Origin of the sequence: Sphaerotilus montanus, assembly GCF_013410775.1 — a bacterium.
Classification (GTDB): domain Bacteria; phylum Pseudomonadota; class Gammaproteobacteria; order Burkholderiales; family Burkholderiaceae_C; genus Sphaerotilus; species Sphaerotilus montanus.
Genome location: NZ_JACCFH010000001.1, coordinates 4,677,940 through 4,699,175, shown reverse-complemented (window position 1 = coordinate 4,699,175; position 21,236 = coordinate 4,677,940). Strand labels below are relative to the sequence as shown.

Here is a 21,236-nt window from a genome sequence, read left to right as displayed (position 1 = left end):
CCCGCTGGAACGGCATGCGCTGGTCAGACTGCGCGAGGCGATCGCCAATGGTGCATCAGAGGTAGCGGTTGAGCAGGTTCTCCAGCAGCTCCTGCCGCCCGGAAACCGGCCGCGTGTCCTGGTTGCGGTCCAGCGCACGGGTAGCCACCTGGTCCAGGCCCAGGCGGCCGGCCATCAGGTCGTGGCCAAACGGGGTGTTCCATCCAGCGTAGCGGGCCTCGACGTGGCGCGCCAGCTGGCCGTCGATGACCATCTGCTCGGCGATCAGCAGCGCGCGCGCCGACACGTCCATGCCGCCAATGTGGCCGTGGAACATGTCCTCGGCATCGATCGACTGGCGCCGCACCTTGGAGTCGAAGTTCAAGCCGCCGGTGGTGAAGCCGCCGCCCTGCAGGATCAGGTACATCACCAGCGCGGTTTCGGGGATGTTGTTGGGGAACTGGTCGGTGTCCCAGCCGCACTGCATGTCGCCGCGGTTCATGTCAATGGAACCAAAGATGCCCAGGTCCAGCGCGGTGGCCACCTCGTGTTCAAAACTGTGGCCCGACAGCGTGGCGTGGTTGCCTTCGATGTTGACCTTGATCTCCTTGTCCAGACCGTGGCGCTGCAGGAAACCGAAGACCGTGGCGGTGTCGAAGTCGTACTGGTGCTTGGACGGTTCGCGCGGCTTGGGCTCGATCAGGATGGCGCCCTTGAAGCCGATCTTGTGCTTGTAGTCCACCACCATGTTCAGGAATCGGCCCATCTGGTCCAGCTCCTGGCCCATGCGGGTATTGAGCAGGGTCTCATACCCTTCGCGTCCGCCCCAGAGCACGTAGTTTTCGCCGCCGAGCTTGAGCGTGGCGTCCATCGCCTCCTTCACCTGCAGCGCGGCCAGTGCGAAGACCTCGGGGTCTGGGTTGGTCGATGCGCCCGACATGAAGCGGCGGTGGCTGAACAGGTTGGCCGTGCCCCACAGCAGTTTCATGCCCGTGGCGGCTTGTTTGGCCTGCAGCACATCGACCATCTCGTGCAGGTGGTTCACGCTCGCGCGCGGCGTACTGCCCTCGGGCGCCACGTCGCGGTCGTGGAAGCAGTAGTAGGGGGCGCCCAGGCGCGAGAAGAAGTCGAACGCGGCATCGGCCTTCATGCGGGCCGCGGCCATCGGGTCGGCCACGCGTTGCCACGGGCGTTCGAAGGTGCCGTCGTGGCCGAAGGGGTCGGAGCCGTTCCAGCAGAAGCTGTGCCAGTAGCAGGCGGCAAAGCGCAGGTGGTCCTCCATGCGCTTGCCCAGCACCAGGCGGTCCTTGTCGTACCACTTGAAGGCCAGAGGGTTGCTCGATTGCGGGCCTTCGTAGGCGATGGCGGGAACGTCGGAAAAATAGGTACTCATGGGTTTCTCGGTTGAGGTGGTCGGGGCGTGCGGTACAGGCTGTGGAACAGGTGGCGGCGCGACGCGAGCAGCGCACGCTCGGCCGGGTCAGGCCGGTAGACGGTGTCGATGGGCGGTGGCAGGCAGACCGAGTTCATCGGTGCACCAACGCTGAGCGCGCCCAGGCGGGCCGCCCCCAGCGCGCCACCGACGGCTGAGTCACCGTGGGTGACGATCTCGACGTCGAGCGCGCTGGCCAGCATCTGCGCCCAGAAGCCGCTGCGGGCGCCGCCGCCCACCAGCGACAGGCGCGAGACGGTGCTGCCAGCGGCGTTGAGCGCGGCCAGGCCATCGCACAGGCCGAAACTCACGCCCTCCATCACCGCGTAGCCCAGCCGTGCCGCATCGGTGTCGAAGTCCAGGCCGTGGAAACTGCCGCGCACACGGGCGTCGTTGTGCGGTGTGCGCTCGCCGCTGAGGTAAGGCAGGAACAGTGGAGACGCGGCGCGGTCATGCGCGCGCAGGGCCGCAGCCTGCGCAGCGACATCGCCTGCGTTCGCCGCGCCCAGCAGCGCCGACACCCACTGCAGTGCGCTGGCGGCCGAGAGCATCACGCTCATCTGGTGCCAGCGGCCCGGCACGGCGTGGCAGAACGCGTGCGTGGCACTGGCGGCATTCGGCTGGTAGTCTCGTGTCACCACGAACAGCACGCCGCTGGTGCCCAGAGAGAGAAAGCCTTGGCCGGCATCGACCACCCCCATGCCGATGGCGCTGGACGCGTTGTCGCCCGCGCCGCCGGCCACCACCGTGCCCGGTCTCAGCCCCAGCGCTTGCGCCACGTCGGCCTTCAGCCGCCCGCCGGCCTCGCTGCCCTCGACCAGCCGCGGCATGTGCGCGCGCGTCAGGCCGGTCAGGGCCAGCAGTTCGTCAGACCAGTCGCGCTGCCGCACGTCGAGCCAGAGCGTGCCGCTGGCGTCCGACAGGTCGCTCACGTGTTCGCCGGTCAGCATCAGGCGCACATGGTCCTTGGGCAGCAGCACCTTGGCCACCTGCCGAAACACCTCCGGTTCGTGGCGCGCGACCCAGCGCAGCTTGGGTGCGGTGAAGCCGGGCATGGCCAGGCTGCCGGCGAGGTCGCTGAGTGTGGACAGCTCGGCCATCATCTCGGTGCACTCGGCCGCACTGCGGGTGTCGTTCCAGAGGATGGCCGGGCGCAGCACCCGGTCCTGTGCATCCAGCAGCACCGCGCCGTGCATCTGGCCGGACAGGCCGATGGCCTCGGTTGCGGCGTATTCGGTCGGGTGCGCGGCGCGCAGCGCAGCCAGTGCGGCCTGGGCGGCAGTCCACCAGTCGGCCGGCGCCTGCTCGCTGTGGCCGGGGTGAGGCCGAGATACGGTGAGCGCCGAGCCCGCCGAGCCGATGACTCGCTGGTCGGCCCCAAGCAGCAGGGCCTTCACCTCCGAGGTGCCGATGTCGATGCCGATGGTCGTGGTCATGGTCGTGAAAGGTCAGTGGAGGTCGTCTTGCGGCAGGTCGTCGGGATGGTCCTGGGCTTCGTCGGTCGGAGACACCGTCGCCGGTGCGTGCATCGGGCGCAGCTCGTGGTACAGCACCAGGGCTGCCGCGCCGACGGCCGAGGCCAGCAGGCCGTAGCGCGCCGGCCGCACCGCGGGTTCCACCACGCCCGCACGGGTGGCATAGCCCGCCAGCGTGTCGCGCGCGGTGGTCAGAATGCCCGGGTACCGATCGCAGGACGGCCCCCCGACCACCAGCGCACCTGGGTCGAAGGTGGTCCACAGGTTCTGCAACACGACACCCAGATACACGCCGCCCTGTGCCGGGTTCGGCAGGCGGTCGAGCGCGCGGGCGCCGAAGAAGGTTTCGGCGCAGCCCCGGCGTCCGCAGGAACACGGCAGGCCGTCGACCTGCAGGATGCTGTGGCCGATTTCACCGGCCATGCCCTGGAGCCCGATGAACAGGCGATCGTTGAGCACGATGCCGGCACCCACGCCGGTGCCACAGGTCACGAAGATCAGCGAGTCCATGACCTCGCCCTCGCTGAACTCGTATTCGCTCAGGGCGGCGGTGTCGGCCTCGTTCTGGACATGGACCGCGACCGGTGGAGCGCCGGCCTCGGACAGCGCCTGCGTGATCAGCGGCAGGAACACCACGTTGCGCCAGCCCAGGTTGGGGGCAAACCGGACGGTGCCGGTTGCTTCGTCGAACGCCCCGGGCAGGCCGATGCCGATGCCAGACACCAGCAGGGTCTGCTCGGCGAGCACCTGGTGGGCGCGCACCACCAGTTGCGCGACCTGGCGGCACACCAGTCCGGGCTCGCGCTCCGACAAGGGCTCCTCGATCGACCAGATCACCTCGCCGGTGAGCGATACCGCCACCACCCGCAACGATTCCACGGCGATCTCCACGCCGACCATGGCGCGGCGACTGCCATCGATGCGCAGCGGTATTGAGGGCCTGCCCAGACCTTGCGCGGTGGCAATGCCGGTCTCGGTGACCCAGCCTTCGTCGATCAGCTCCCGCACCAGCAGGCTGACGGTTGATTTGGTGAGGCCACTCTCCTGCGCGAGCTGCGCGCGCGAGAGCCCGCTGCGCCGCCGCATCAACCGCAGCAGCACGCTGCGGTTGATGCGTTTGACAAGTTGCTGGTCGCCGGTCGTTTTCATGCGGTGCTTGCGGGACGCGCCAGGCCTCAGAGGCTGTGGGTCTGCGCCTTTCCCTCTGGTTGTTTGCCAGCGATGATCATGCCAAGAACCTCGTCCTCGGTGACATCGGACGTCTGGTAGGTGCCCACCATGCGCCCGTTCTTCATGACCGCCAGCCGGTCGCTCAGACCGAACACATCCGGCATGTCGTGGGTGATCAGGAAGATGCCCACGCCCTCGGCCTTGAGCTGGCGCACCAGGTTGCCCACCATCGCCGTTTCTTCCGGCCCGAGCGCAGCGGTTGGCTCGTCCATGATCAGGATGCGTGCGTTGAAGTAGATCGCCCGCGAGATCGCCACCACCTGGCGCTGACCGCCCGAGAGGCGGCGCACCGGTGTGCGCACGTTGCGGAAGTTCTTGTTCAGACGGTGGAACACCTTGCGGGCTTCGGCGTCCATGCGGTGGTCGTCCAGCGTCTTCCAGCGCGTGAGCAGCTCGCGGCCCAGGAACAGGTTGGCCACGGCATCCAGGTTGTCGGCCAGTGCCAGCGTCTGGTAGATCGATTCGATGCCGCAGCGCTGCGCGTCGACCGGGGTCCGGATCTGGGCCTTGTCGCCGTTGATCAGCACTTCGCCGCTGTCGATCGGGTAGGCGCCCGCAAGCATCTTCATCAACGTCGATTTGCCTGCGCCGTTGTGACCCAGCAGGGCTACCACCTCACCGGGATACAGATTGATCGACACATCGTCGACCGCGCGCACGCCACCAAACGACTTGCCGATGTGGCGCATCTCGACCAATGGAGCGCTCATGCCACATCTCCCGTCACGCGGCGGTACACCACGTCAAACACCACGGCGGCGATCAGCACCTGGCCGATGATCACGTAGCGCAGGCCGATCGAGATGTCCAGCAGCAGCAGACCGCTGTCGATGCTCTGCATGATCAGCGCGCCCAGCACCGAGCCCAGGATCGAGCCGCTGCCACCGGCGAGCGCTGTGCCGCCGATGACGGCCGCGGCGATCACATACAGCTCCATGCCGGTGCCCAGCGAGTTGGTGCCGGCGTTGAGCCGCGCAATGGAGACCATGGCCGCGATGGTGATCAGCACGCCCATCAAGGCAAACAGCATCAGCGTGACCCGGCGCACCGGGATGCCGACCAGGGCTGCGGCTTCGGGGTTGCCCCCCATGGCAAACACATAGCGGCCGAAACGCGTGCGGTGCACGATGAAGGACAGCACCAGCGCCACGGTGCCCCAGATCAGCACCGGAATCGGCACGCCTTGCGGTGCGTCCTTGCTCGGGATCTGGTAGGCGTTCATGGTGGCCACGAAAGCCACCACGATCAGGGCTGGCACGGCTGCAACCAGAGCGTCCAGCCACAGGGGAGGGCTGGGGACTTCGTAGGCCGCTTTGGCTCGGCGACGCAGCCAGGTCTGCAACACCAGCGCCGCGACGAGCACTGCTGCCAGCGCCCAGCTGGCCTGCACGCCGATGGCACCGTCGAAGCCGCCACCCAGGCGCTGAAAGAAGGCGTCGGAGACCGGCTGCGTCTTGCCGTCGGCCACCAGGAAGGCCGCGCCCCGGAACGACATCAGTCCACCCAGTGTGACGACGAAGGACGGCACACCCAGCATCGCCGTCAGCGCGCCCTGGTAGACAGAGGCAGCGATCGCCACCGCCAGACTCGCCAGCGAGGCCTCAACCCAGTGCCAGCCGGCGGTGTACATCAGTGTGGCGATGAGCACGCCGACAAAGCCCATCACCGAGCCAACCGACAGGTCGATGTGGCGCGCCACGATCACCAGCACCACCACCGTGGCCACGATGCCGACCACCGCCGTCTGCTGTGCGATGTTGTAGAGGTTCTCGGGCGACAGGAACAGGCCGCCCGAGAGGATGTTGAACACGATGGCCGTCCCGACCAGAACGGAACCCATCAGCACCAGCCGCCAGTCGACAGCCAGTTGTCGCAACACAGTGGGAACAGGACTCACAGCGATACTCCGCAAAAAAAACCGCGGGCTGAACCCAGCCCGCGGTCCGAGGGCTTCCATCCATCAGGAGAGAGAACCGTTCACTTGCAAGCGGCCGGCCCCTTGGCCCCGTCCACGCCTTTGCACAGGTCTTCTTTCTTGATCCAGCCTGCCTTGACCACCAGATCGAGGTTCTTGGCCGTGATGGGCACAGGCTTCAGGAACTGAGCTTGCAGCGACACCTTCTTCTCGCCACCGGCCCAGGTCGAGGCGCCGCTGACCTTCTGGCCCTTGGCCAGGGTGACCGCGGCAGACGCGGCGTCACGGCCGAGATCGCGTGCGTCCTTCCAGACCGACACCGCCTGCGAGCCCGAGGCGACACGGTTGAGGGCGGCGTGGTCACCGTCCTGGCCCGAGACCGGAATGCCCTTGATGCCCTTGGCCGTCAATGCCGCGACCACACCGCCGGCCGTGCCGTCGTTGGAGGCCACCACGGCGTCGATCTTGCCGCCGGTCTTGGTGATGATCTGCTCCATGTTCTTCTGGGCCACTTCGGGCTTCCAGCCGTCGGTGTATTCCTCGCCGACGATCTTGATGTCACCCTTCTTGATTGCCGCGTCCAGCACCTCCTGCTGCCCGTCGCGCAGGAAGTTGGCGTTCGGGTCGGTGGGTGATCCCTTGATCATCACGTAGTTGCCCTTGGGCCGGGCTTCGAGCACGGCGCGCGCCTGCATGCGGCCGACCTCGACGTTGTCGAAGGTGATGTAGAACACGCCAGGCGCTTCGATCAGGCGGTCGTAGGCGACCACCGGAATCTTCTGCTGCGCGGCCTTGTTCACGGCCGGCAGGATGGCGTCCTTGTCCATCGCCAGCACGATCAGCACCTTGGCACCCTTGGCGATCAGCGAGTCGACGTCCGACAGCTGCTTCTCGGGTGAGCCACCGGCATCGGCGCTGATGTAGCTGGCGCCCAGCTTGGTCAACTGGTCCTTGATGGCTTTTTCGTCGGTCTTCCAGCGCTCTTCCTGGAAGTTGGACCAACTCACACCCACGACCTGGGCGAACGCGCCGGCACTGGCCAGCCCCAGCGAGAGGGCCATCACGGTTCTTGTCAGTTTCATCCTTGTCTCCGGTGAACGGCCTGCAGATCAGGCCTGGTGTTGTTGAATGGATTTGCTGGACATATCGCGCCGCTGGACCCTGCTCATGGTCATTTAGTGCGAGCGACGAACTAATTATTCGTGCAGTGCTTCGGATCCACCAATCGGGGCAAACCCGACATAGTTCGTTGCATGAACTTAATCGGGAGGTCCCGGTGTCATCCCGCCCCGAAGGCATCCAGCGCATCCGTTCCACCAGTCCCCGCCATGCCAGCACCTACGAAGACCACCAGCTGCGCGCGCCGCAGGCCGTGTGGGATGCGGGCGTGCCGGTGCTGGGCATCTGCTACGGCATGCAGACCATGGCCGTGCAGTTCGGCGGCGAGGTGAGCTGGAGCGACCACCGCGAGTTCGGTTACGCCGAAGTCCGCGCCCACGGTCACACGAAGCTGCTGCAGGACATCCAGGCGTGTCACCACGCCCGAGGCCACGCACACGCTGCAGGAAGAGCTGTGCGCCACGATCGACCCCACCACCGGCAAGAGCTGGTACGACCTGGCCAGCCAGGCGTTCACGGTGTTCCTGCCGGTGAAGAGCGCCGGCGTGATGGGCAACGGTGATGGGCAACGGCCGCACCTGCGACTGCGTCATGGCGCTGCACGCGGTCCAGACCAGCGGCTTCATGACGGCGGACTTGGCGGAGCTGCCCTATAGCCCGCCACTCGTTGCTACGGCGGTTTTGAAGCGAACTAACTGTCTGGCGCGCTCTCCCGGCCAAGAGCAGTCGCACTACCACGCGCCTCCAAGGGGTCACTCGACTGCCACAGATCCCTGCTTTGGCGCTGGTGCGAGCGAAGCCCCGACTCTCATTTTGCTGACCGTCCGAAACATGCGAAGAAGTCCGATGAAGCGCGTGTACGTACTGGTTTTGGCCGGTCACAACACATGGCGGAACAGCCTGTTCCACCAGCCGAAGCCTGCTACTTCGCCGCGGCTGGTTCGATCAAGAGCCGAAGGCACTTCACGAACAACGGTCGATACTCCGGCGGAAGGCGCTCCGCAAGCCGGCGTTCGACATCGACGTCACGAGGTATCACCGCGTTCAGCAGCTTGGCGCCGGCATCGGCCAGGAACAGCGCGTACGCCCGCTGATCGTCCTTCGCTGGTGCGCGGCGGACGAGGCCCGTCGACACGAGCCGGCGCACCATCTCGGCCACCGTGTTGCGGTCCATGAAGAGCTGATCGGCCAGCGCGTTCTGGCTCAGCCCGGGAGACTGGTAGAGGATCACGAGCGTGGCCTTCTGCCTGGGCGTGATCGACTCGGTCGCGAACTCGCCGGCGAAGACTTCTTCAGCGAGAAAGTGCGCTCGCCGCAGCAGGTGGCTCAGTACGTCACCGAGTCGAAAGTGGTCGAGGATCTCCCGCACTTCGGGTGTGATCAGGGCTCTCGGATCCTCGCCGGATGGGGTGGTTCCGCTGCGCTTGGGCGACGTGGGGGCGGACGATTTCGTGTTGCGTGTGGGTGTAGGCATGACGGGCAGGCGGGAGATCGCGCGATGCCCCGATTGTGCGCCTCGCTGGTGCGCGTCGGCACGGGATGCCGGTGGGGATCGGGGCCCCGTGGAGTTCCTGTTGACTTGCGGCCGCGTCGCTTCTAGACTGCGACACATAAGACGTATACGTACAAATGTTCTGTGCCGGAGTAGTGCATGTTGGACTTCGATCACCTCTCACCGCAACCCCCGCTTTACCCTGAGGTCGCCCTGGCCTATGCGCAGGCGGCTCTGCAGCGGTCGAAAACTGCCAGCCAGGTGTGCCAGGTGGTGGCGAACCAGCGCTTCGGTGCCGACGAGGCACAAGCGTTGGACGTCTACCTGGCCCGCCCCCCGTCTTCCTCATCGCCTTCGCCGGTTCTCGTGTTCGCCCATGGCGGCGCCTGGACCAACGGCTATAAAGAATGGATGGGGTTGATGGCACCGGCGCTGACGGCGGCCGGCATCACCTTCGTGTCGATCTCGTACCGACTGGCGCCTCAGCACAAGTGGCGAGCAATGCGCGACGACTGCCTCGACGCCATCGCCTGGGTGCATCGACACATCGCGGTGCATGGCGGCACCCCGGGTCGCATCGCGGTGGGCGGTCACTCGGCCGGCGGGCACCTGATGGCATTGGCGGCGCTCGACGCCGAAGGATTGCAGGCGCGCGGCGTTCCGCGTTCCGCGCTGTTCGCTTGTCTGCCGCTGTGCGCGCCGCTGGACATCCGCTATCCGCAGCGGGAATCGGGCACCGGCGAGGAGCGTACGCACCAGATGCTCCTCGACGACGCAAGCGAGGCCACTGCCGCCAGCCCGGTGTGTCAGGTCTCCGCTGACGCGCCCTTCATGCTGCTGGCCTACGCCCGCGACGATCTTCCCCGCATCGTCAACGGTGCAGGCGCCATGGCCGCAGAACTGCAACGACTGCGCGTGCCGACCGAGACACTCGTACTCGAAGGCGACCACTTCAGTGCCGCGCTCGCAGTGGAAGACGCCGAGTCCGCCTGGACGCAGCGTGTCGTTCGCCGGCTGCACGGCTGCACCTGAATTCCCCCGCCCGCAGGCCACCACCCATCGCCCTGGCCGCCCTGCACCACGTTCCGAAGGAGTCCCCGTGAAACTGCTCAAGCTCATCGTCACCGCGGCACTCGCCGTCGCCACCGCCGCCTCGGCCCAGGAATGGCCCACCAAGCCTATCCGGCTGATCATTCCCTACGCCGCTGGCTCGGGTCCGGACATCGCGATGCGCCCTGTCGCCGACCGGCTGGGTCAGATCCTCAAGCAAGCCGTCGTCGTCGACAACATCGCCGGCGCCGGCGGCATCGTCGGTTCGCAGACGCTTGCGCGCGCCAAGCCCGACGGTTACACCTTCGGCTTCGGCAACAACATCACGCTGGCGGTCAACAAGAGCTTCTTCGACAAGCTGCCTTACGACCCGGACAAGGACTTCCAGCCGGTCGGCCTGCTGTTCGACAACCCATACATCCTGGTGGCACGCCCGACACTGAAGGTCGGCAACTTGCAGGAACTGATCGCCTATGTGAAGGCGAACCCCGGCAAAGCCAACTTCGCGTCCGGCACCGGCGTCGGCTCCGGCAGCCACCTGACGGGCGAGATGATGAGGTCCCAGGCCGGGCTCGACATCAGCCACATCCCCTACAAGAGCGGCTCGCAGGCCTTGTCCGACCTGGTCAACGGCAGCGTCGACGTGCTGTTCGACAACGTCAACGGGGTGCAGCAGTTCATCAAGAACGGCCAGATCAAGCCGCTGGCGGTGACCAGCGCGAAGCGCCTGCCGCAGTTCCCGGACATCCCGACGATGGCCGAGTCGGGCTTCCCGGGCTTCGAGGCGGTTGCCTGGGGCGGGATCATCGCGCCGGCCGGCACGCCGCCCGCGATCGTCCAGCGCCTGAATGCGGCCATTGCCGAGGCGCTGAAGAGCCCGGAAGTCGTGCGTGCGAACCAGACGATGGCGCTCAATCCGCTCGCGTCCAGCACGCAGGAGTTCAGTGCCTTCATTGCCAAGGAATCCGTGAAGTGGGCTCGCATCGTGAAGACTTCGGGCGCCAAGCCCGAGTGAACACGGCCCGCATCGGACACCGCACACGAAGGTGAACCTGTCAAGGGCGCCCGGTGGGGCGCCGGCGAGGCGCTCGCATCAGCGCCGGTTTGAAGACCGAGGATGAACATGAGTGAAGGAAAGATCCTGGCCGGGTTCCTGGCCCCGCACCCGCCGCACTTGGTGTATGGCGAGAATCCGCCACAGAACGAAGCCCGCTCCAAGGGCGGCTGGGAGCAGCTGCGCTGGGCCTACGAACGAGCACGCCGCTCGATCGAGGAGCTGAAGCCCGACGTGCTGCTGGTGCATTCGCCGCACTGGATGACGCAGGTCGGCCATCACTTCCTGGGCGTGCGCCACCTGAAGGGCAAGTCGGTCGACCCGATCTTCCCGAACCTGTTCCGCTACAACTTCGAGCTCGACGTCGATGTGGAGCTGGCCGAAGCCTGCTGCGCCGAGGCTGCCGCCGCCGGCCTGGTCACGCAGATGATGCGCAACCCGAACTTCCGAGTCGACTACGGGACGATCACCACGCTGCACATGATCCGTCCGCAGTGGGACATTCCGGTGGTCGGCATCTCGGCCAACAACTCGCCGTACTACCTGACGACGAAGGAAGGCCTGGGCGAGATGGACATCCTCGGCAAGGCGACCCGACGCGCGATCGAGAAGTCGGGCCGCCGCGCCGTGCTGCTGGCGTCGAACACGCTGTGCCACTACCACTTCCACGAGGAGCCGCAGCCGCCGGAGGACATGTCGCGCGAGCACCCGCAGAGCTACGAAGGCTACCTGTGGGACATGCGCATCATCGACCTGCTGCGCCAGGGCCGCACGCAGGAAGTCTTCCAGCTGCTCCCGCAGTTCATCGACGAGGCCTTCGCCGAAGTGAAGTCGGGCGCTTTCACCTGGATGTTCGCCGCCATGGGCTACCCCGAGATCCCGGGAGAGCTGCACGGCTACGGCAGCGTGATCGGCACCGGCAACGCGGTGATGGAGTGGAACCTCGAGCGCCATGCACGCCTTGCCAGCGCCGTGGCCGCCTGACCCGCCACGAAAGGACGACCCCATCATGACACTCGTTGCTTCCTTCCTCGTTACCGGTCATCCGCTGCCGGTGCTGGCTGCCGGCGTGCCGGCCTACGCCGCGCTGCGCAGCGGCCTGGCCGCCGCGGCCGATGCGCTGGCCGCGTCGCAGGCCGACGTGGTGCTCGCATACTCGACGCAGTGGTTCGCCGTGCTCGACGAACTGTGGCAGACCCGGCCCCGGCTGCAGGGCCTGCACGTGGACGAGAACTGGTACGACCGCGGCGATCTACCCTTCGACATCACGGTCGACACCGCGCTGGCGCAGGCCTGCGTCGAGGCCAGCCCCGGCGTGGGCGTGAAGGCCAAGGCCGTCGACTACGACGGATTCCCGATCGATTCGGGCACCATCGTGATGGCCAACGGCCTGGACCCGCAGCACCGCCTGCGCTACGTGCTGGCCTCCAACAACCTGTACCACGATGGCGCCACCACCGAGAAGCTGGCCGCGATGGCGGTCGACGTGGCCGGGCGCCTGGGTCGCCGGGTCGCGCTGGTGGGAGTAGGGGGCCTGTCCGGCACCCTGTTCCGCCAGAAGATCGACCTCGCCGAAGACCACGTGACCGGCGCCGACGACGATGCACTGAACCGCCGGTTGCTGGGCCTGCTGGAACAGGGCGATGCCGCGGCGCTGCGTGCCTTCCTGCCCGAGTACGCCGGCGCTGCCAAGGCCGACATGGGCATGAAGCACCTGCACTGGCTGCTGGGCGGCATGGGCGACCGCTGGACCAGCGCCAAGGTGCTGGGCTACGGCCCGGGCTACGGCACCGGCCAGGCGGTCGTGCAGTTCAACGTCCGCCCCTGACCCCGCCCCCGGCGGTCTGATCCTTCACCCAGCCCTCCACGCACACCGCCTCCGCGGCGTGCGCGGGCCCCGTATTGCCAGCACATTTCCCATGACATCTGCCACCGCCCCGCGCCTGCCCGGCAGGACCGTGCTCAAGAGCCACAGCCTGCCGGCGCCACGCTTTCGCTACAGCCCGATCGTGCGCGGCGCGGGCTGCATCTACGTTTCGGGCCTGGTCGGCCTGGATCCTGCCACCGGAGCGCTGGCCGACGGCGCCGCCGCCCAGACGCGGCAGGTGCTGGACAACTTCCTGGCGCTGTGCCGCGAACACGGCTGGCGCCTCGATCAACTGCTGCAGGCCCGCGTCTACTGCAGCCCCGCGGCATCGACCGCGGACGTGAACGCGGCTTGGAACGATGCCTTTGCCCACGTCGAGCCGCCGGCGCGCACCTTCGTGACGGCCCATGCGCTGCCTTTGGACGCCGCGGTGGAGATCGAGTTCGTGCTGATCGACGCTTGACGTCACCCCCTCTCGCAGGAGCTTTTCCCTTGAAGCAATACCGCAACTTCATCGACGGCCGCTTCGTCGACGGCATCCGCCGCTTCGCCGACATCGACCCCGCCACCGGCCGCCAGGTGGCCGAAGTCCACGAAGCCGGCGCGGCGCAGGTGCAGGCCGCCATCGCGGCCGGTCGCCGCGCGGTGCAGGGCCCGTGGGGCCGCAGCACCGTGACGGAGCGCGCCGCGATGCTGTACCGAATCGCCGACGAGATCGAACGCCGCTTCGACGACTTCCTGCAGGCAGAGATCGAGGACACCGGCAAGCCGGTGAGCCTGGCCTCGGCGCTGGACATCCCGCGCGGTGCCGCCAACTTCCGCGTCTTCGCCGACATCCTGAAGACCGCGCCGCTCGAGAGCTTCCGGACCGACCTGCCCGACGGGGCACAGGCGCTGAACTATGCCGTGCGCAAGCCGCTGGGCGTCGTCGGCGTGATCTCGCCCTGGAACCTGCCACTGCTGCTGCTGACGTGGAAGGTCGCGCCGGCGCTGGCCTGCGGCAACGCGGTCGTGGCCAAGCCGTCGGAAGAGACGCCGGGCACGGCCACGCTGCTGGCCGAGGTGATGCAGGCCGTGGGGCTGCCCGAAGGCGTCTTCAACCTGGTGCACGGATTCGGCCCTGGCTCGGCGGGCGAGTTCATCACCACCGACCCTGGCATCGATGCCATCACCTTCACCGGCGAGTCGCGCACCGGCAGCGCGATCATGCGGGCTGCGGCCGAACACGTGCGCCCGGTCTCGTTCGAGCTGGGCGGCAAGAACGCGGCGGTCGTCTTCGCCGACTGCGACTTCAAGGCTGCCGTCGATGGCGTGATGCGCGCCAGCTTCCTGAACACCGGCCAGGTGTGCATGTGCTCGGAGCGCGTATATGTGCAGCGGCCGGTGTACGACGCGTTCGTCAAGGCACTGGCTGGACGTGTCGGATCGCTGCGCATGGGCGACCCGCGCGATGCGGCCACCACGCACGGACCGTTGTCGTCGGCCGAGCACCGCCGCAAGGTGCTGGACTACTTCGACCTGGCGCGCGAGGAAGGCGCCACCTTCGTCGCCGGCGGCGGTGTGCCCGCGCTGTCGGGCCCGTTCAGCGACGGCCACTGGGTCGAGCCGACCATCATCACCGGCTTGCCCGAGACCGCGCGCTGCCAGCGCGAGGAGGTGTTCGGCCCCGTCTGCCACGTCGCCCCGTTCGACACCGAGCAAGAGGCCATCGCGCTCGCCAACGACACGTCGTACGGGCTGGCCGCAACCGTCTGGACGCGAGACTTGGACACCGCGCACCGCGTCGCGCAGTCCATGCGCGTCGGCCAGGCCTGGGTGAACTCGTGGTTCCTGCGCGACCTGCGCACGCCCTTCGGCGGCAGCGGCCTGTCGGGTGTTGGCCGTGAAGGCGGGCTGCATTCGCTGAACTTCTATTCCGACATCACGAACGTCTGCATCCGCATCCCCGCGGCCGGCAAGCGCTGACGTCATCGGGAGCGACCACCATGGACAACACTACCGCCAGCCGCGTCGTGCCGGGCAAGGCCCCGCCGCGCGGCCGCTTCCCGCACATCAAGCGCGCCGGCGACTTCCTCTACGTGTCCGGCACCAGCTCGCGCCGCCCGGACGGCAGCTTCGAAGGGGCCGAGGCCGACGCCATGGGCGCCACGAACCTGGACATCCGGGTGCAGACACGCGCCGTGCTGAACAACATTCGCGACGTGCTGGCGAGCATGGGCGCAGGGCTCGCGCACGTGGTCGAGATCTGTACCTACCTCGTGAACATGAACGACTTCGGTGGCTACAACGAGGTCTACGCCGAGTACTTCGACTTCGACGGCCCTACCCGCACCACGGTCGCCGTGCACCAGTTGCCGCACCCGCACCTGCTGATCGAGATCAAGGCCGTGGCCTACCACCCCGTTTCACTGCACAAGGACGGAGCATGACCCCATAACAACGCAGCGCGGCAGCGCGATCGCTGTGCGACGCTGCCACCACCGGCACCTGGCTGCCGCCACTGCGCGACACCCACCTAGGCATCGACGACGAAGACGCCTACGCAATCCAGCAGATCAACATCGAGACCCGCGTGGCCCAGGGCCGTCGCATCGTCGGCCATCGGCTGCGCGCTGTCGGCGCTGGAGATCGTCGGCAGCCGCATTGCGGGCTAGAACATCCGCTACGTCGACACGGTGGCCGCGGCACGCTTGAGCGTGCCAATCACCCACGCAGGCGTCGAAGGGCTCACCCGACTGCCAGCGTTCGCGGACATCGACCTCGTGTTCGATGCCACCAGCGCCACGGCCCACGTGCACAACGATGCCACGCTGCGCGCGCCGAACGTCAACATGGTCACCTGCGGCGGGCAGGCCACGGTCCCGATGGTGGCCGCGGTGAGTCGGGTGGCACAGGTGCACTACGCCGAGATCGTGGCCTCGATCGCGAGCCGCTCCGCCGGCCTTGGCACGCGCACCAACATCGACGAGTTCACCGAGACCACCGCCCGCGCGCTGGAGCCGGTAGGCGGGGCTGCGCGGTGCAAGGCCATCATCGTGCTGAACCCAGCCGAGTCGCCGCTGATGATGCGCGATACGGTCTACACGCCGGGCGAGGCGGTGGACGAAGATGCGGTGCAGCGTTCGGTAGAGAAGATGGCCGAGGCCGTGCGCCAGTACGTGCCAGGTTTGCCGGCTGGCCGCACGGATGCGACCTGATGAAGCTGATGGACGCAGCCGACGACCTGGTGCGGCCGCTGCAGGACCGGCCCGTGCGCGTGGACCGCGAGTCGCTGGCACTGGTCGGGCGCTTGTTCAAGGGATTCATGGCTGCAATGGGTCGGTCGCAGAAGCGCGGAACGGAGGTAAGCAGCCGTTCGGGGTCACCTCCTGCCGGCTTGCGCCTTGCTGGGGCCATCACCAGGTCTCATTGCTCAAGCTCGAATGCCATGCAGACACCGCGGAGGCCGGGCCGCCTCGCGACACCCATTCGTGTCGCAGCAGGGCGTACTGCATGGTGTTCTCATAGATCGGTGCGCCACGGGCATCGTTGCGGAAAGAGATGAACTCCCTGAAGAGTCCCTCCTGCCGCATGCCGAGTCGTTCGCACAGCCTGCGAGAAGGCATGTTCGTGTCTTCCACATAGGCATACAGCCGGCGCGCCGCCCGTTGTTCAAACAGGTGGGCCAACAGCGCAGCAGCGGCTTCCCGCGCATGGCCCTGTCTACCGAAGCCAGGATTGAAGTTCCAGCCGACCGAGAAGGTGTCGTCCTCCGGATCGGCGAACAGATCGCCAATCAGCTTGCCGGAGGCGCGCAGACACACCGCAATGCTGTGTTCGTTCTGGCTTCGCGTGGCGGCTTCATGCTCGGCGGCCCCCATGTCGGCGAGGGCCAGCGACAGGAAGCAGCTTGCGACGGGCTGGTGCAGGTACTCGAAAAGGTCTGCCGCGTCGCCCTGCGTGAAGGGCCTCAGGACGAGGCGGGGGGTCTCAATGGTTTCCATTGGCGTTTTCTCCGAAGGTGGATGGGGTGATTGAATGGGGCGGTCATGGTCCGGACGGCGTGACCGTGTTCGTGTGCTCCAGCACGCCGCCACCCAGCGCCCTGTACAGCGCGACGGTGCTGCCAAACGCCTCGCGGCGCAGGTCCAGCAGCCTCTGTTGTGCCGCGTACAGTTGCCGCTGGGCGTCCAGCAGCTCCAGCCGCCCCTCCACTCCGGCGCGGTAGCGCAGGAGGGACAGTTGCGCACGGCGCTCGGCGCTGTCCACCGCGCGGGCCTGTGCCGCGACCTGGCGGCCGTAGGTCTGCTGAGCGGCCAGGCCGTCCGCGACCTCGCGGAAAGCCGTCTGGACGGTGCGCTCGTAGTCGGCCACGGCACCCGACTGGCGGACTTCGGCCAGCCGCAGCTCGGCACGCAGGCGCCCGACCTGGAACAGCGGCTGGGTGATCTGCGGCGAGAAGCTCCAGACCCGGCTCTGGCTGTCGAACAGTCCGCCGAGGGCCGGGCTGGCGAGACCCAGCGACGCAGTCAGCGAGATGCGTGGAAAAAACGCCGCGCGTGCCGCGCCGATATCGGCATTGGTTGCGACCAGCAGCTGCTCAGCCTGGCGGATGTCGGGCCGGCGCGTCAGCAGATCCGAAGGCAGGCCAGCGGGCAAGGCCGTCAGCACGGGCTGGTGGTCCAGCGGCAAGCCCTGGGGCAGCGCATCGGGCAGGTCGGTTCCCACCAGCAGGCGCAGCGCGTTTTTCGCCTGCGCCAATGCCCGCGCGCGCTCCGCCAGATCGGCTTCGGCCGTCGCGACCTGTCCTTCGGCCTGGGCTACCTCCAGCCCGCTGCTCTGCTGGGCTTGCCGCAGCAGGCGGGTCACCTCCAGAGACCGCTGCCAGTCTTCGAGGGTGCGCGTGACCAGCAGGTGCTGCGCCAGCGCCAGGCGCTCGGCCAGGTAGGCGTCGGCCACGGCGCCGACCAGGGCGATGTGGGCCGCAAGGCGACCTTCGTCGCTGGCGAGGTAGCGGGCAAAGGCGCTGTCCGACAGCGAACGTGCGCGCCCGAACAGGTCGATCTCGACGGCGCTCAGGCCCACGCTGGCGCCGAGCTGCTGGGTGATCTCGGCCGTCCGGGTCGGCTTGCCCGGCTCGATGGACGCTGCGCGCTGGCGCGTGGCACCGACACCGGCCTCGATGCCTGGTGCTTGTGCTGTGCGCTGGATGCGGTACTGGGCCCGGGTCGCCTCGACAGTCAAGGTGGCCAGACGCAGGTCGCGGTTGTTCGCCAGGGCCAGCCCGATCAGGCGCTGCAGAAGCGGGTCAGGGAACAGGGTGCGCCAGCCGATGTCGGCCGCCGGGGTCGCCAGGGCCGTTGGTGCGGCCATGGGAAACACCGCGGGCACGGGCGCTTCAGGCTGGATCAGCGGCGGTGTCAGCGAGCAGGCAGACAGCCCGGAAACGAGGGAAAGCGTGATGGAACGCTGCAGCCATCTCATGGCATCAGCCTTTCTGTGTGGGAGACGGTGGCAGGGCGGCCGGCTGGCGGGAGGCCCGCCAGTCCTGGAAGCGCTCCTGCAGCCCCATCACGACGACGTAGAACACCGGCACGAAGAACACGGCCAGCACGGTCGCGGTGACCATGCCGCCGAACACGCCGGTGCCGATGGCGTGCTGGGTTTCGGCGCTGGCGCCGGAGGCGATCATCAGTGGCACCACCCCCAGGCCAAACGCCAGCGAGGTCATCAGGATCGGCCGCAGGCGCAGCCGTGCTGCTTCCTTGGCGGCCTCTGCCAGGCCCATGCCCTGCGCGCGCAGTTGCCGGGCGAACTCGACGATCAGGATGGCGTTCTTGGCCGACAGCCCGATCACGGTGATCAGACCGATCTTGAAGAAGACGTCGTTGGGCAAACCACGCAGCAGGACCGCGGCCACCGCCCCGATCAGACCCAGTGGCACCACCAGCATCACCGCCAGCGGGATCGACCAGCTCTCGTACAACGCGGCCAGCACCAGGAAGACCACCAGCATCGACAGGGCCATGAGCAAGGGCGCCTGTGCAGCCGATTGACGCTCCTGCAGGGACTGGCCGGTCCAGGCCACGGCGAAGCCCGGCGGCAGCTGCACCGCCAGCCGCTCCATCTCGGCCATGGCCTGGCCGCTGGACATGCCGGGCGCTGCTGCCCCGGAGATGCGCGCGGCGGGGAAGCCCTGGTAGCGCACCAGTTGCAGCGGGGTGTCACTCCACACCGGCGTGACCACCTGCGACAGCGGCACCATGCCACCCCGCGCGTTGCGCACGTACAGCCGCAGCACGTCGTCGATCTGCATGCGCGCGGGCGCATCGGCCTGCAGGATGACCTGCTGCATGCGGCCGCCGTTCGGGAAGTCGTTGACATACGACGAACCCAGCGCGGTGGAGAGGGTTTCACTGATGTCAGAGAAGGACACCCCCAGCGCGCTGGCCTTGACCCGGTCGATGTCCAGCCGGACGCTGGGTCCGGCCGGCAGTCCATCCGAGGCGACGTCGGCGACCACCTTGCTGCGCGCCGCCAGTGCCAGCAGTTGGGCCTCGGCCGCCTTCAGTGCGGCATGCCCCTGGTTGGCGCGGTCCTGCAGGCGCATCGTGAAACCGGAACTGTTGCCCAGTTCGTCGATGGCCGGCGGCATCATGCTCATCACGCTGCCTTCGCTGGTGCTGGCCATGGCCTGCTGCACCCGCGCCACCTCGTCCCGCACCGTCGCGCCGTCGCGCTGGTCCCAGTCCTTGAGCATGGTGAAGGCCATGGCCGCGTTGGGTCCGGAACCTGAGAACCCGAACCCCATGATGGACATGTTGGACACGATGCCCGGACGCGTGGCCAGGTGCTGCTCGTAGTGCTTGACGACATCGAGCGTGCGTTCGGCGGTGGCGTCGGCCGGCAGCTGGATCGCCGACATGAAATAGCCCTGGTCCTCCTCGGGCAGGAAGGCCGAGGGCAGCAGGCGAAACGCGAACAACAGGATCGCGGTCAGCGCGGCGAACACCAGCATCACCCGGCCGCTGCGGGCCAGCAGGCGAGCGACACCTGAGGTGTAGCGCCGGGTCATGTGATCGAACCGGCGGTTGAACGCGCCGAAGAAGCCGCGCCTGTCGTGGTGGGCCGGATGGACCGGCTGGAGCAGGGTCGCGCACAGCGCCGGTGTCAGCGTCAGCGCGAGGAAGGCCGAGAACAGGATGGCCACCGCCATGGACAAGGCGAACTGCTGGTAGATCACGCCCACCGATCCGCTGGCGAACGCCATGGGGATGAACACGGCGGTCAGCACCAGGGTGATGCCGATCACCGCGCCGGTGATTTCCTGCATCGCCTTGAGGGTGGCGTCCTTCGGCCCCAGCCCTTCCCGCGACATGATCCGCTCGACGTTCTCGACCACCACGATGGCATCGTCGACGATGATGCCGATGGCCAGCACCATGCCGAACATGGTCAGCACGTTGATCGAGAAGCCCGCCGCCAGCATCACCGCGAACGTGCCCAGCAGCGCGATCGGCGCCACGATCGCCGGGATCAGGGTGTAGCGGATGTTCTGCAGGAACAGGAACATCACCAGGAACACCAGCACCATCGCCTCGACCAGCGTGACCGCGACCTTCTCGATCGAGATCTTGACGAACGGCGCGGTGTTGAAGGGCGTCGAGTAGCGCATGCCCTTGGGCAGGGTCTGCTCCAGTTCGGCCAGCCGCGCGAGCACAGCGTCCGAGGTGCGCACTGCGTTGGCGCCCGGCGAAAGCTGCACCGCCAGGGCGGTCGAGACGCGGCCGTCTTCGCGTGTCGAGAAGCCGTAGGATTGCGCGCCCAGCTCGACCCGGGCCACATCGCCCAGCAGCACGCGGGAGCCGTCTGCGCTGGCGCGCAGCACGATGGCCGCGAACTGCTCGGGCGTCTGCAGCTGGCCTTGCACCGTCAGCGGCACGGTGACCCGCTGCCCAGACATGGTGGGCGCATCGCCCACGCGGCCAGGGGCGATCTGCGCGTTCTGCTGGGCGATCGCGGCACTGACGTCGCCCATCGACAGCTTGAAGGCGTTGAGCTTGGCCGGGTCCACCCACACGCGCAGGGCCTGTTCGGCGCCAAACAGCTGCACCCGGCCCACGCCTTCGATGCGGCGCAGCTCCTCCACGACGTTGCGCGCCATGTAGTCGCTCAGCGCCGTGCCGTCGTGGCGGCCATCGGCGGACTTCAGCCCGACCATCATCAGGAAGTTCGACGATGCCGATTCCACGCTCAGGCCATTCTGGCGCACCGCTTGCGGCAACCGTGCCTCGACGGCCTTGAGCCGGTTCTGCACCTCCACCTGCGCCATCTCCGGATCGGTGCCGGGCTTGAAGATGGCCGTGATCTCGGCACTGCCCGAGGTGTCGGACGAGGACTCGTAATACAGCAGGTTCTTGACGCTGGAGAGCTCGCGTTCGATGACGCTGAGCACCGCGTCGTTCATGGTCTGGGGCGTGGCGCCCGGGTAGCTGGCCAAGATGTTGACCGAGGGGGGCGCCACCGAGGGAAAGCGGGCGATCGGCAACTGCGGGATGGCGATCAGGCCCAGCAGGATGATGAACAGCGCGATGACCCAGGCAAACACCGGGCGACAGACGAAAAATTTCGGCATGGCAAAGGC

Annotated in this window: 18 protein-coding genes and 4 pseudogenes; 11 read left to right on the top strand and 11 right to left on the bottom strand. The window is 67.6% G+C overall.

Going from position 1 to position 21,236, the window contains the following annotated elements; genetic code table 11:
* Positions 1-55: 55 nt before the first annotated feature.
* From xylA to xylF, 6 genes are all read right to left on the bottom strand, one after another.
* Positions 56-1,372, bottom strand: coding sequence for a xylose isomerase (gene xylA, locus BDD16_RS21490; RefSeq protein WP_179635814.1), 1,317 nt, complete (start codon positions 1,370-1,372; stop codon positions 56-58).
* Positions 1,369-2,847 carry a xylulokinase gene (xylB, locus tag BDD16_RS21485; RefSeq protein ID WP_179635813.1) on the bottom strand — a complete coding sequence of 493 codons (1,479 nt, stop codon included), beginning with the start codon at positions 2,845-2,847 and terminating at the stop codon, positions 1,369-1,371. The genes xylA and xylB overlap by 4 nt, the downstream gene beginning before the upstream one ends.
* A 12-nt stretch (positions 2,848-2,859) precedes the next feature.
* Complete coding sequence (locus BDD16_RS21480) at positions 2,860-4,035, bottom strand: ROK family transcriptional regulator (protein ID WP_179635812.1); 1,176 nt, start codon at positions 4,033-4,035, stop codon at positions 2,860-2,862.
* Positions 4,036-4,061: 26 nt separating this feature from the next.
* Positions 4,062-4,826, bottom strand: a complete 765-nt coding sequence (locus BDD16_RS21475) for an ATP-binding cassette domain-containing protein (RefSeq protein WP_179635811.1) — start codon at positions 4,824-4,826, stop codon at positions 4,062-4,064.
* Positions 4,823-5,956 carry a sugar ABC transporter permease gene (locus tag BDD16_RS21470; protein WP_179636297.1) on the bottom strand — a complete coding sequence of 378 codons (1,134 nt, stop codon included), beginning with the start codon at positions 5,954-5,956 and terminating at the stop codon, positions 4,823-4,825. Before BDD16_RS21470 ends, BDD16_RS21475 begins: the two co-directional genes overlap by 4 nt.
* A 137-nt stretch (positions 5,957-6,093) precedes the next feature.
* A complete protein-coding gene (xylF, locus tag BDD16_RS21465) occupies positions 6,094-7,113 on the bottom strand; it encodes a D-xylose ABC transporter substrate-binding protein (RefSeq protein ID WP_179635810.1) in 1,020 nt (339 codons plus the stop codon).
* Positions 7,114-7,349: 236 nt separating this feature from the next.
* On the opposite strand from xylF, the pseudogene BDD16_RS21460 reads away from it, so the two are divergent.
* A pseudogene (locus BDD16_RS21460) lies at positions 7,350-7,583 on the top strand (glutamine amidotransferase-related protein); the annotation flags it as partial.
* Positions 7,584-7,596: 13 nt separating this feature from the next.
* Positions 7,597-7,807 (top strand): annotated as a pseudogene (locus BDD16_RS23435) (GMP synthase (glutamine-hydrolyzing)); the annotation flags it as partial.
* A 265-nt stretch (positions 7,808-8,072) separates the two neighbouring features.
* On the opposite strand, the gene BDD16_RS21450 reads toward BDD16_RS23435, so the two are convergent.
* A complete protein-coding gene (locus BDD16_RS21450) occupies positions 8,073-8,624 on the bottom strand; it encodes a MarR family winged helix-turn-helix transcriptional regulator (RefSeq protein WP_179635809.1) in 552 nt (183 codons plus the stop codon).
* A 177-nt stretch (positions 8,625-8,801) separates the two neighbouring features.
* Here BDD16_RS21450 and BDD16_RS21445 point away from each other — a divergent pair, with 177 nt between their 5' ends.
* The 7 genes from BDD16_RS21445 (at position 8,802) to BDD16_RS21415 (ending at position 15,042) form a co-directional block, all read left to right on the top strand.
* Positions 8,802-9,674 (top strand): alpha/beta hydrolase, encoded by an 873-nt coding sequence (locus BDD16_RS21445; protein WP_179635808.1) that lies wholly within the window; start codon positions 8,802-8,804, stop codon positions 9,672-9,674.
* Between the two features lie 67 nt (positions 9,675-9,741).
* Positions 9,742-10,707 carry a Bug family tripartite tricarboxylate transporter substrate binding protein gene (locus BDD16_RS21440; RefSeq protein WP_310732874.1) on the top strand — a complete coding sequence of 322 codons (966 nt, stop codon included), beginning with the start codon at positions 9,742-9,744 and terminating at the stop codon, positions 10,705-10,707.
* A gap of 108 nt (positions 10,708-10,815) precedes the next feature.
* On the top strand, positions 10,816-11,730 hold the full coding sequence (locus tag BDD16_RS21435; protein WP_179635807.1) for a DODA-type extradiol aromatic ring-opening family dioxygenase: 915 nt from the start codon (positions 10,816-10,818) through the stop codon (positions 11,728-11,730).
* 25 nt (positions 11,731-11,755) lie between these two features.
* Positions 11,756-12,574, top strand: a complete 819-nt coding sequence (locus BDD16_RS21430) for a class III extradiol ring-cleavage dioxygenase family protein (RefSeq protein WP_179635806.1) — start codon at positions 11,756-11,758, stop codon at positions 12,572-12,574.
* A 91-nt stretch (positions 12,575-12,665) separates the two neighbouring features.
* Complete coding sequence (locus BDD16_RS21425) at positions 12,666-13,076, top strand: RidA family protein (RefSeq protein ID WP_179635805.1); 411 nt, start codon at positions 12,666-12,668, stop codon at positions 13,074-13,076.
* A 29-nt stretch (positions 13,077-13,105) separates the two neighbouring features.
* A complete protein-coding gene (locus BDD16_RS21420) occupies positions 13,106-14,578 on the top strand; it encodes a 2-hydroxymuconic semialdehyde dehydrogenase (protein WP_179635804.1) in 1,473 nt (490 codons plus the stop codon).
* A gap of 20 nt (positions 14,579-14,598) precedes the next feature.
* Entirely contained in the window at positions 14,599-15,042 is a 444-nt protein-coding gene (locus BDD16_RS21415) for a RidA family protein (RefSeq protein ID WP_179635803.1), read from the top strand.
* A gap of 86 nt (positions 15,043-15,128) precedes the next feature.
* Here the strand turns inward: BDD16_RS21415 and BDD16_RS23230 are convergent, their stop codons facing one another.
* Positions 15,129-15,257, bottom strand: coding sequence for a hypothetical protein (locus BDD16_RS23230; RefSeq protein WP_257645032.1), 129 nt, complete (start codon positions 15,255-15,257; stop codon positions 15,129-15,131).
* A gap of 37 nt (positions 15,258-15,294) precedes the next feature.
* Here BDD16_RS23230 and BDD16_RS21410 point away from each other — a divergent pair.
* Positions 15,295-15,780, top strand: a pseudogene (locus BDD16_RS21410) (acetaldehyde dehydrogenase); the annotation flags it as partial.
* A gap of 5 nt (positions 15,781-15,785) precedes the next feature.
* Positions 15,786-15,893: pseudogene (locus BDD16_RS21405) on the top strand (4-hydroxy-2-oxovalerate aldolase); the annotation flags it as partial.
* 115 nt (positions 15,894-16,008) lie between these two features.
* Here BDD16_RS21405 and BDD16_RS21400 read toward each other — a convergent pair.
* From BDD16_RS21400 to BDD16_RS21390, 3 genes are read right to left on the bottom strand one after another with little or no spacing between them, the layout of a single operon-like run.
* Positions 16,009-16,596, bottom strand: coding sequence for a GNAT family N-acetyltransferase (locus tag BDD16_RS21400; RefSeq protein ID WP_179635802.1), 588 nt, complete (start codon positions 16,594-16,596; stop codon positions 16,009-16,011).
* Positions 16,597-16,639: 43 nt separating this feature from the next.
* Complete coding sequence (locus tag BDD16_RS21395) at positions 16,640-18,076, bottom strand: efflux transporter outer membrane subunit (RefSeq protein WP_179635801.1); 1,437 nt, start codon at positions 18,074-18,076, stop codon at positions 16,640-16,642.
* 4 nt (positions 18,077-18,080) lie between these two features.
* Positions 18,081-21,227 (bottom strand): efflux RND transporter permease subunit, encoded by a 3,147-nt coding sequence (locus BDD16_RS21390; protein WP_179635800.1) that lies wholly within the window; start codon positions 21,225-21,227, stop codon positions 18,081-18,083.
* Positions 21,228-21,236 lie beyond the last annotated feature (9 nt).

Bases quoted from the DNA above. Each gene is read 5' to 3' on its own strand.
- BDD16_RS21445 (WP_179635808.1), top strand. From the start codon at position 8,802: ATGTTGGACTTCGATCACCTCTCACCGCAACCCCCGCTTTACCCTGAG.
- BDD16_RS21425 (WP_179635805.1), top strand. From the start codon at position 12,666: ATGACATCTGCCACCGCCCCGCGCCTGCCCGGCAGGACCGTGCTCAAG.
- xylF (WP_179635810.1), bottom strand. From the start codon at position 7,113: ATGAAACTGACAAGAACCGTGATGGCCCTCTCGCTGGGGCTGGCCAGT.
- BDD16_RS21430 (WP_179635806.1), top strand. From the start codon at position 11,756: ATGACACTCGTTGCTTCCTTCCTCGTTACCGGTCATCCGCTGCCGGTG.
- BDD16_RS21395 (WP_179635801.1), bottom strand. From the start codon at position 18,076: ATGAGATGGCTGCAGCGTTCCATCACGCTTTCCCTCGTTTCCGGGCTG.
- xylB (WP_179635813.1), bottom strand. From the start codon at position 2,847: ATGACCACGACCATCGGCATCGACATCGGCACCTCGGAGGTGAAGGCC.
- BDD16_RS21435 (WP_179635807.1), top strand. From the start codon at position 10,816: ATGAGTGAAGGAAAGATCCTGGCCGGGTTCCTGGCCCCGCACCCGCCG.
- BDD16_RS21400 (WP_179635802.1), bottom strand. From the start codon at position 16,596: ATGGAAACCATTGAGACCCCCCGCCTCGTCCTGAGGCCCTTCACGCAG.
- BDD16_RS21480 (WP_179635812.1), bottom strand. From the start codon at position 4,035: ATGAAAACGACCGGCGACCAGCAACTTGTCAAACGCATCAACCGCAGC.
- xylA (WP_179635814.1), bottom strand. From the start codon at position 1,372: ATGAGTACCTATTTTTCCGACGTTCCCGCCATCGCCTACGAAGGCCCG.
- BDD16_RS21415 (WP_179635803.1), top strand. From the start codon at position 14,599: ATGGACAACACTACCGCCAGCCGCGTCGTGCCGGGCAAGGCCCCGCCG.
- BDD16_RS21475 (WP_179635811.1), bottom strand. From the start codon at position 4,826: ATGAGCGCTCCATTGGTCGAGATGCGCCACATCGGCAAGTCGTTTGGT.
- BDD16_RS21470 (WP_179636297.1), bottom strand. From the start codon at position 5,956: ATGGGTTCCGTTCTGGTCGGGACGGCCATCGTGTTCAACATCCTCTCG.
- BDD16_RS21390 (WP_179635800.1), bottom strand. From the start codon at position 21,227: ATGCCGAAATTTTTCGTCTGTCGCCCGGTGTTTGCCTGGGTCATCGCG.
- BDD16_RS21450 (WP_179635809.1), bottom strand. From the start codon at position 8,624: ATGCCTACACCCACACGCAACACGAAATCGTCCGCCCCCACGTCGCCC.
- BDD16_RS23230 (WP_257645032.1), bottom strand. From the start codon at position 15,257: ATGCGGCTGCCGACGATCTCCAGCGCCGACAGCGCGCAGCCGATGGCC.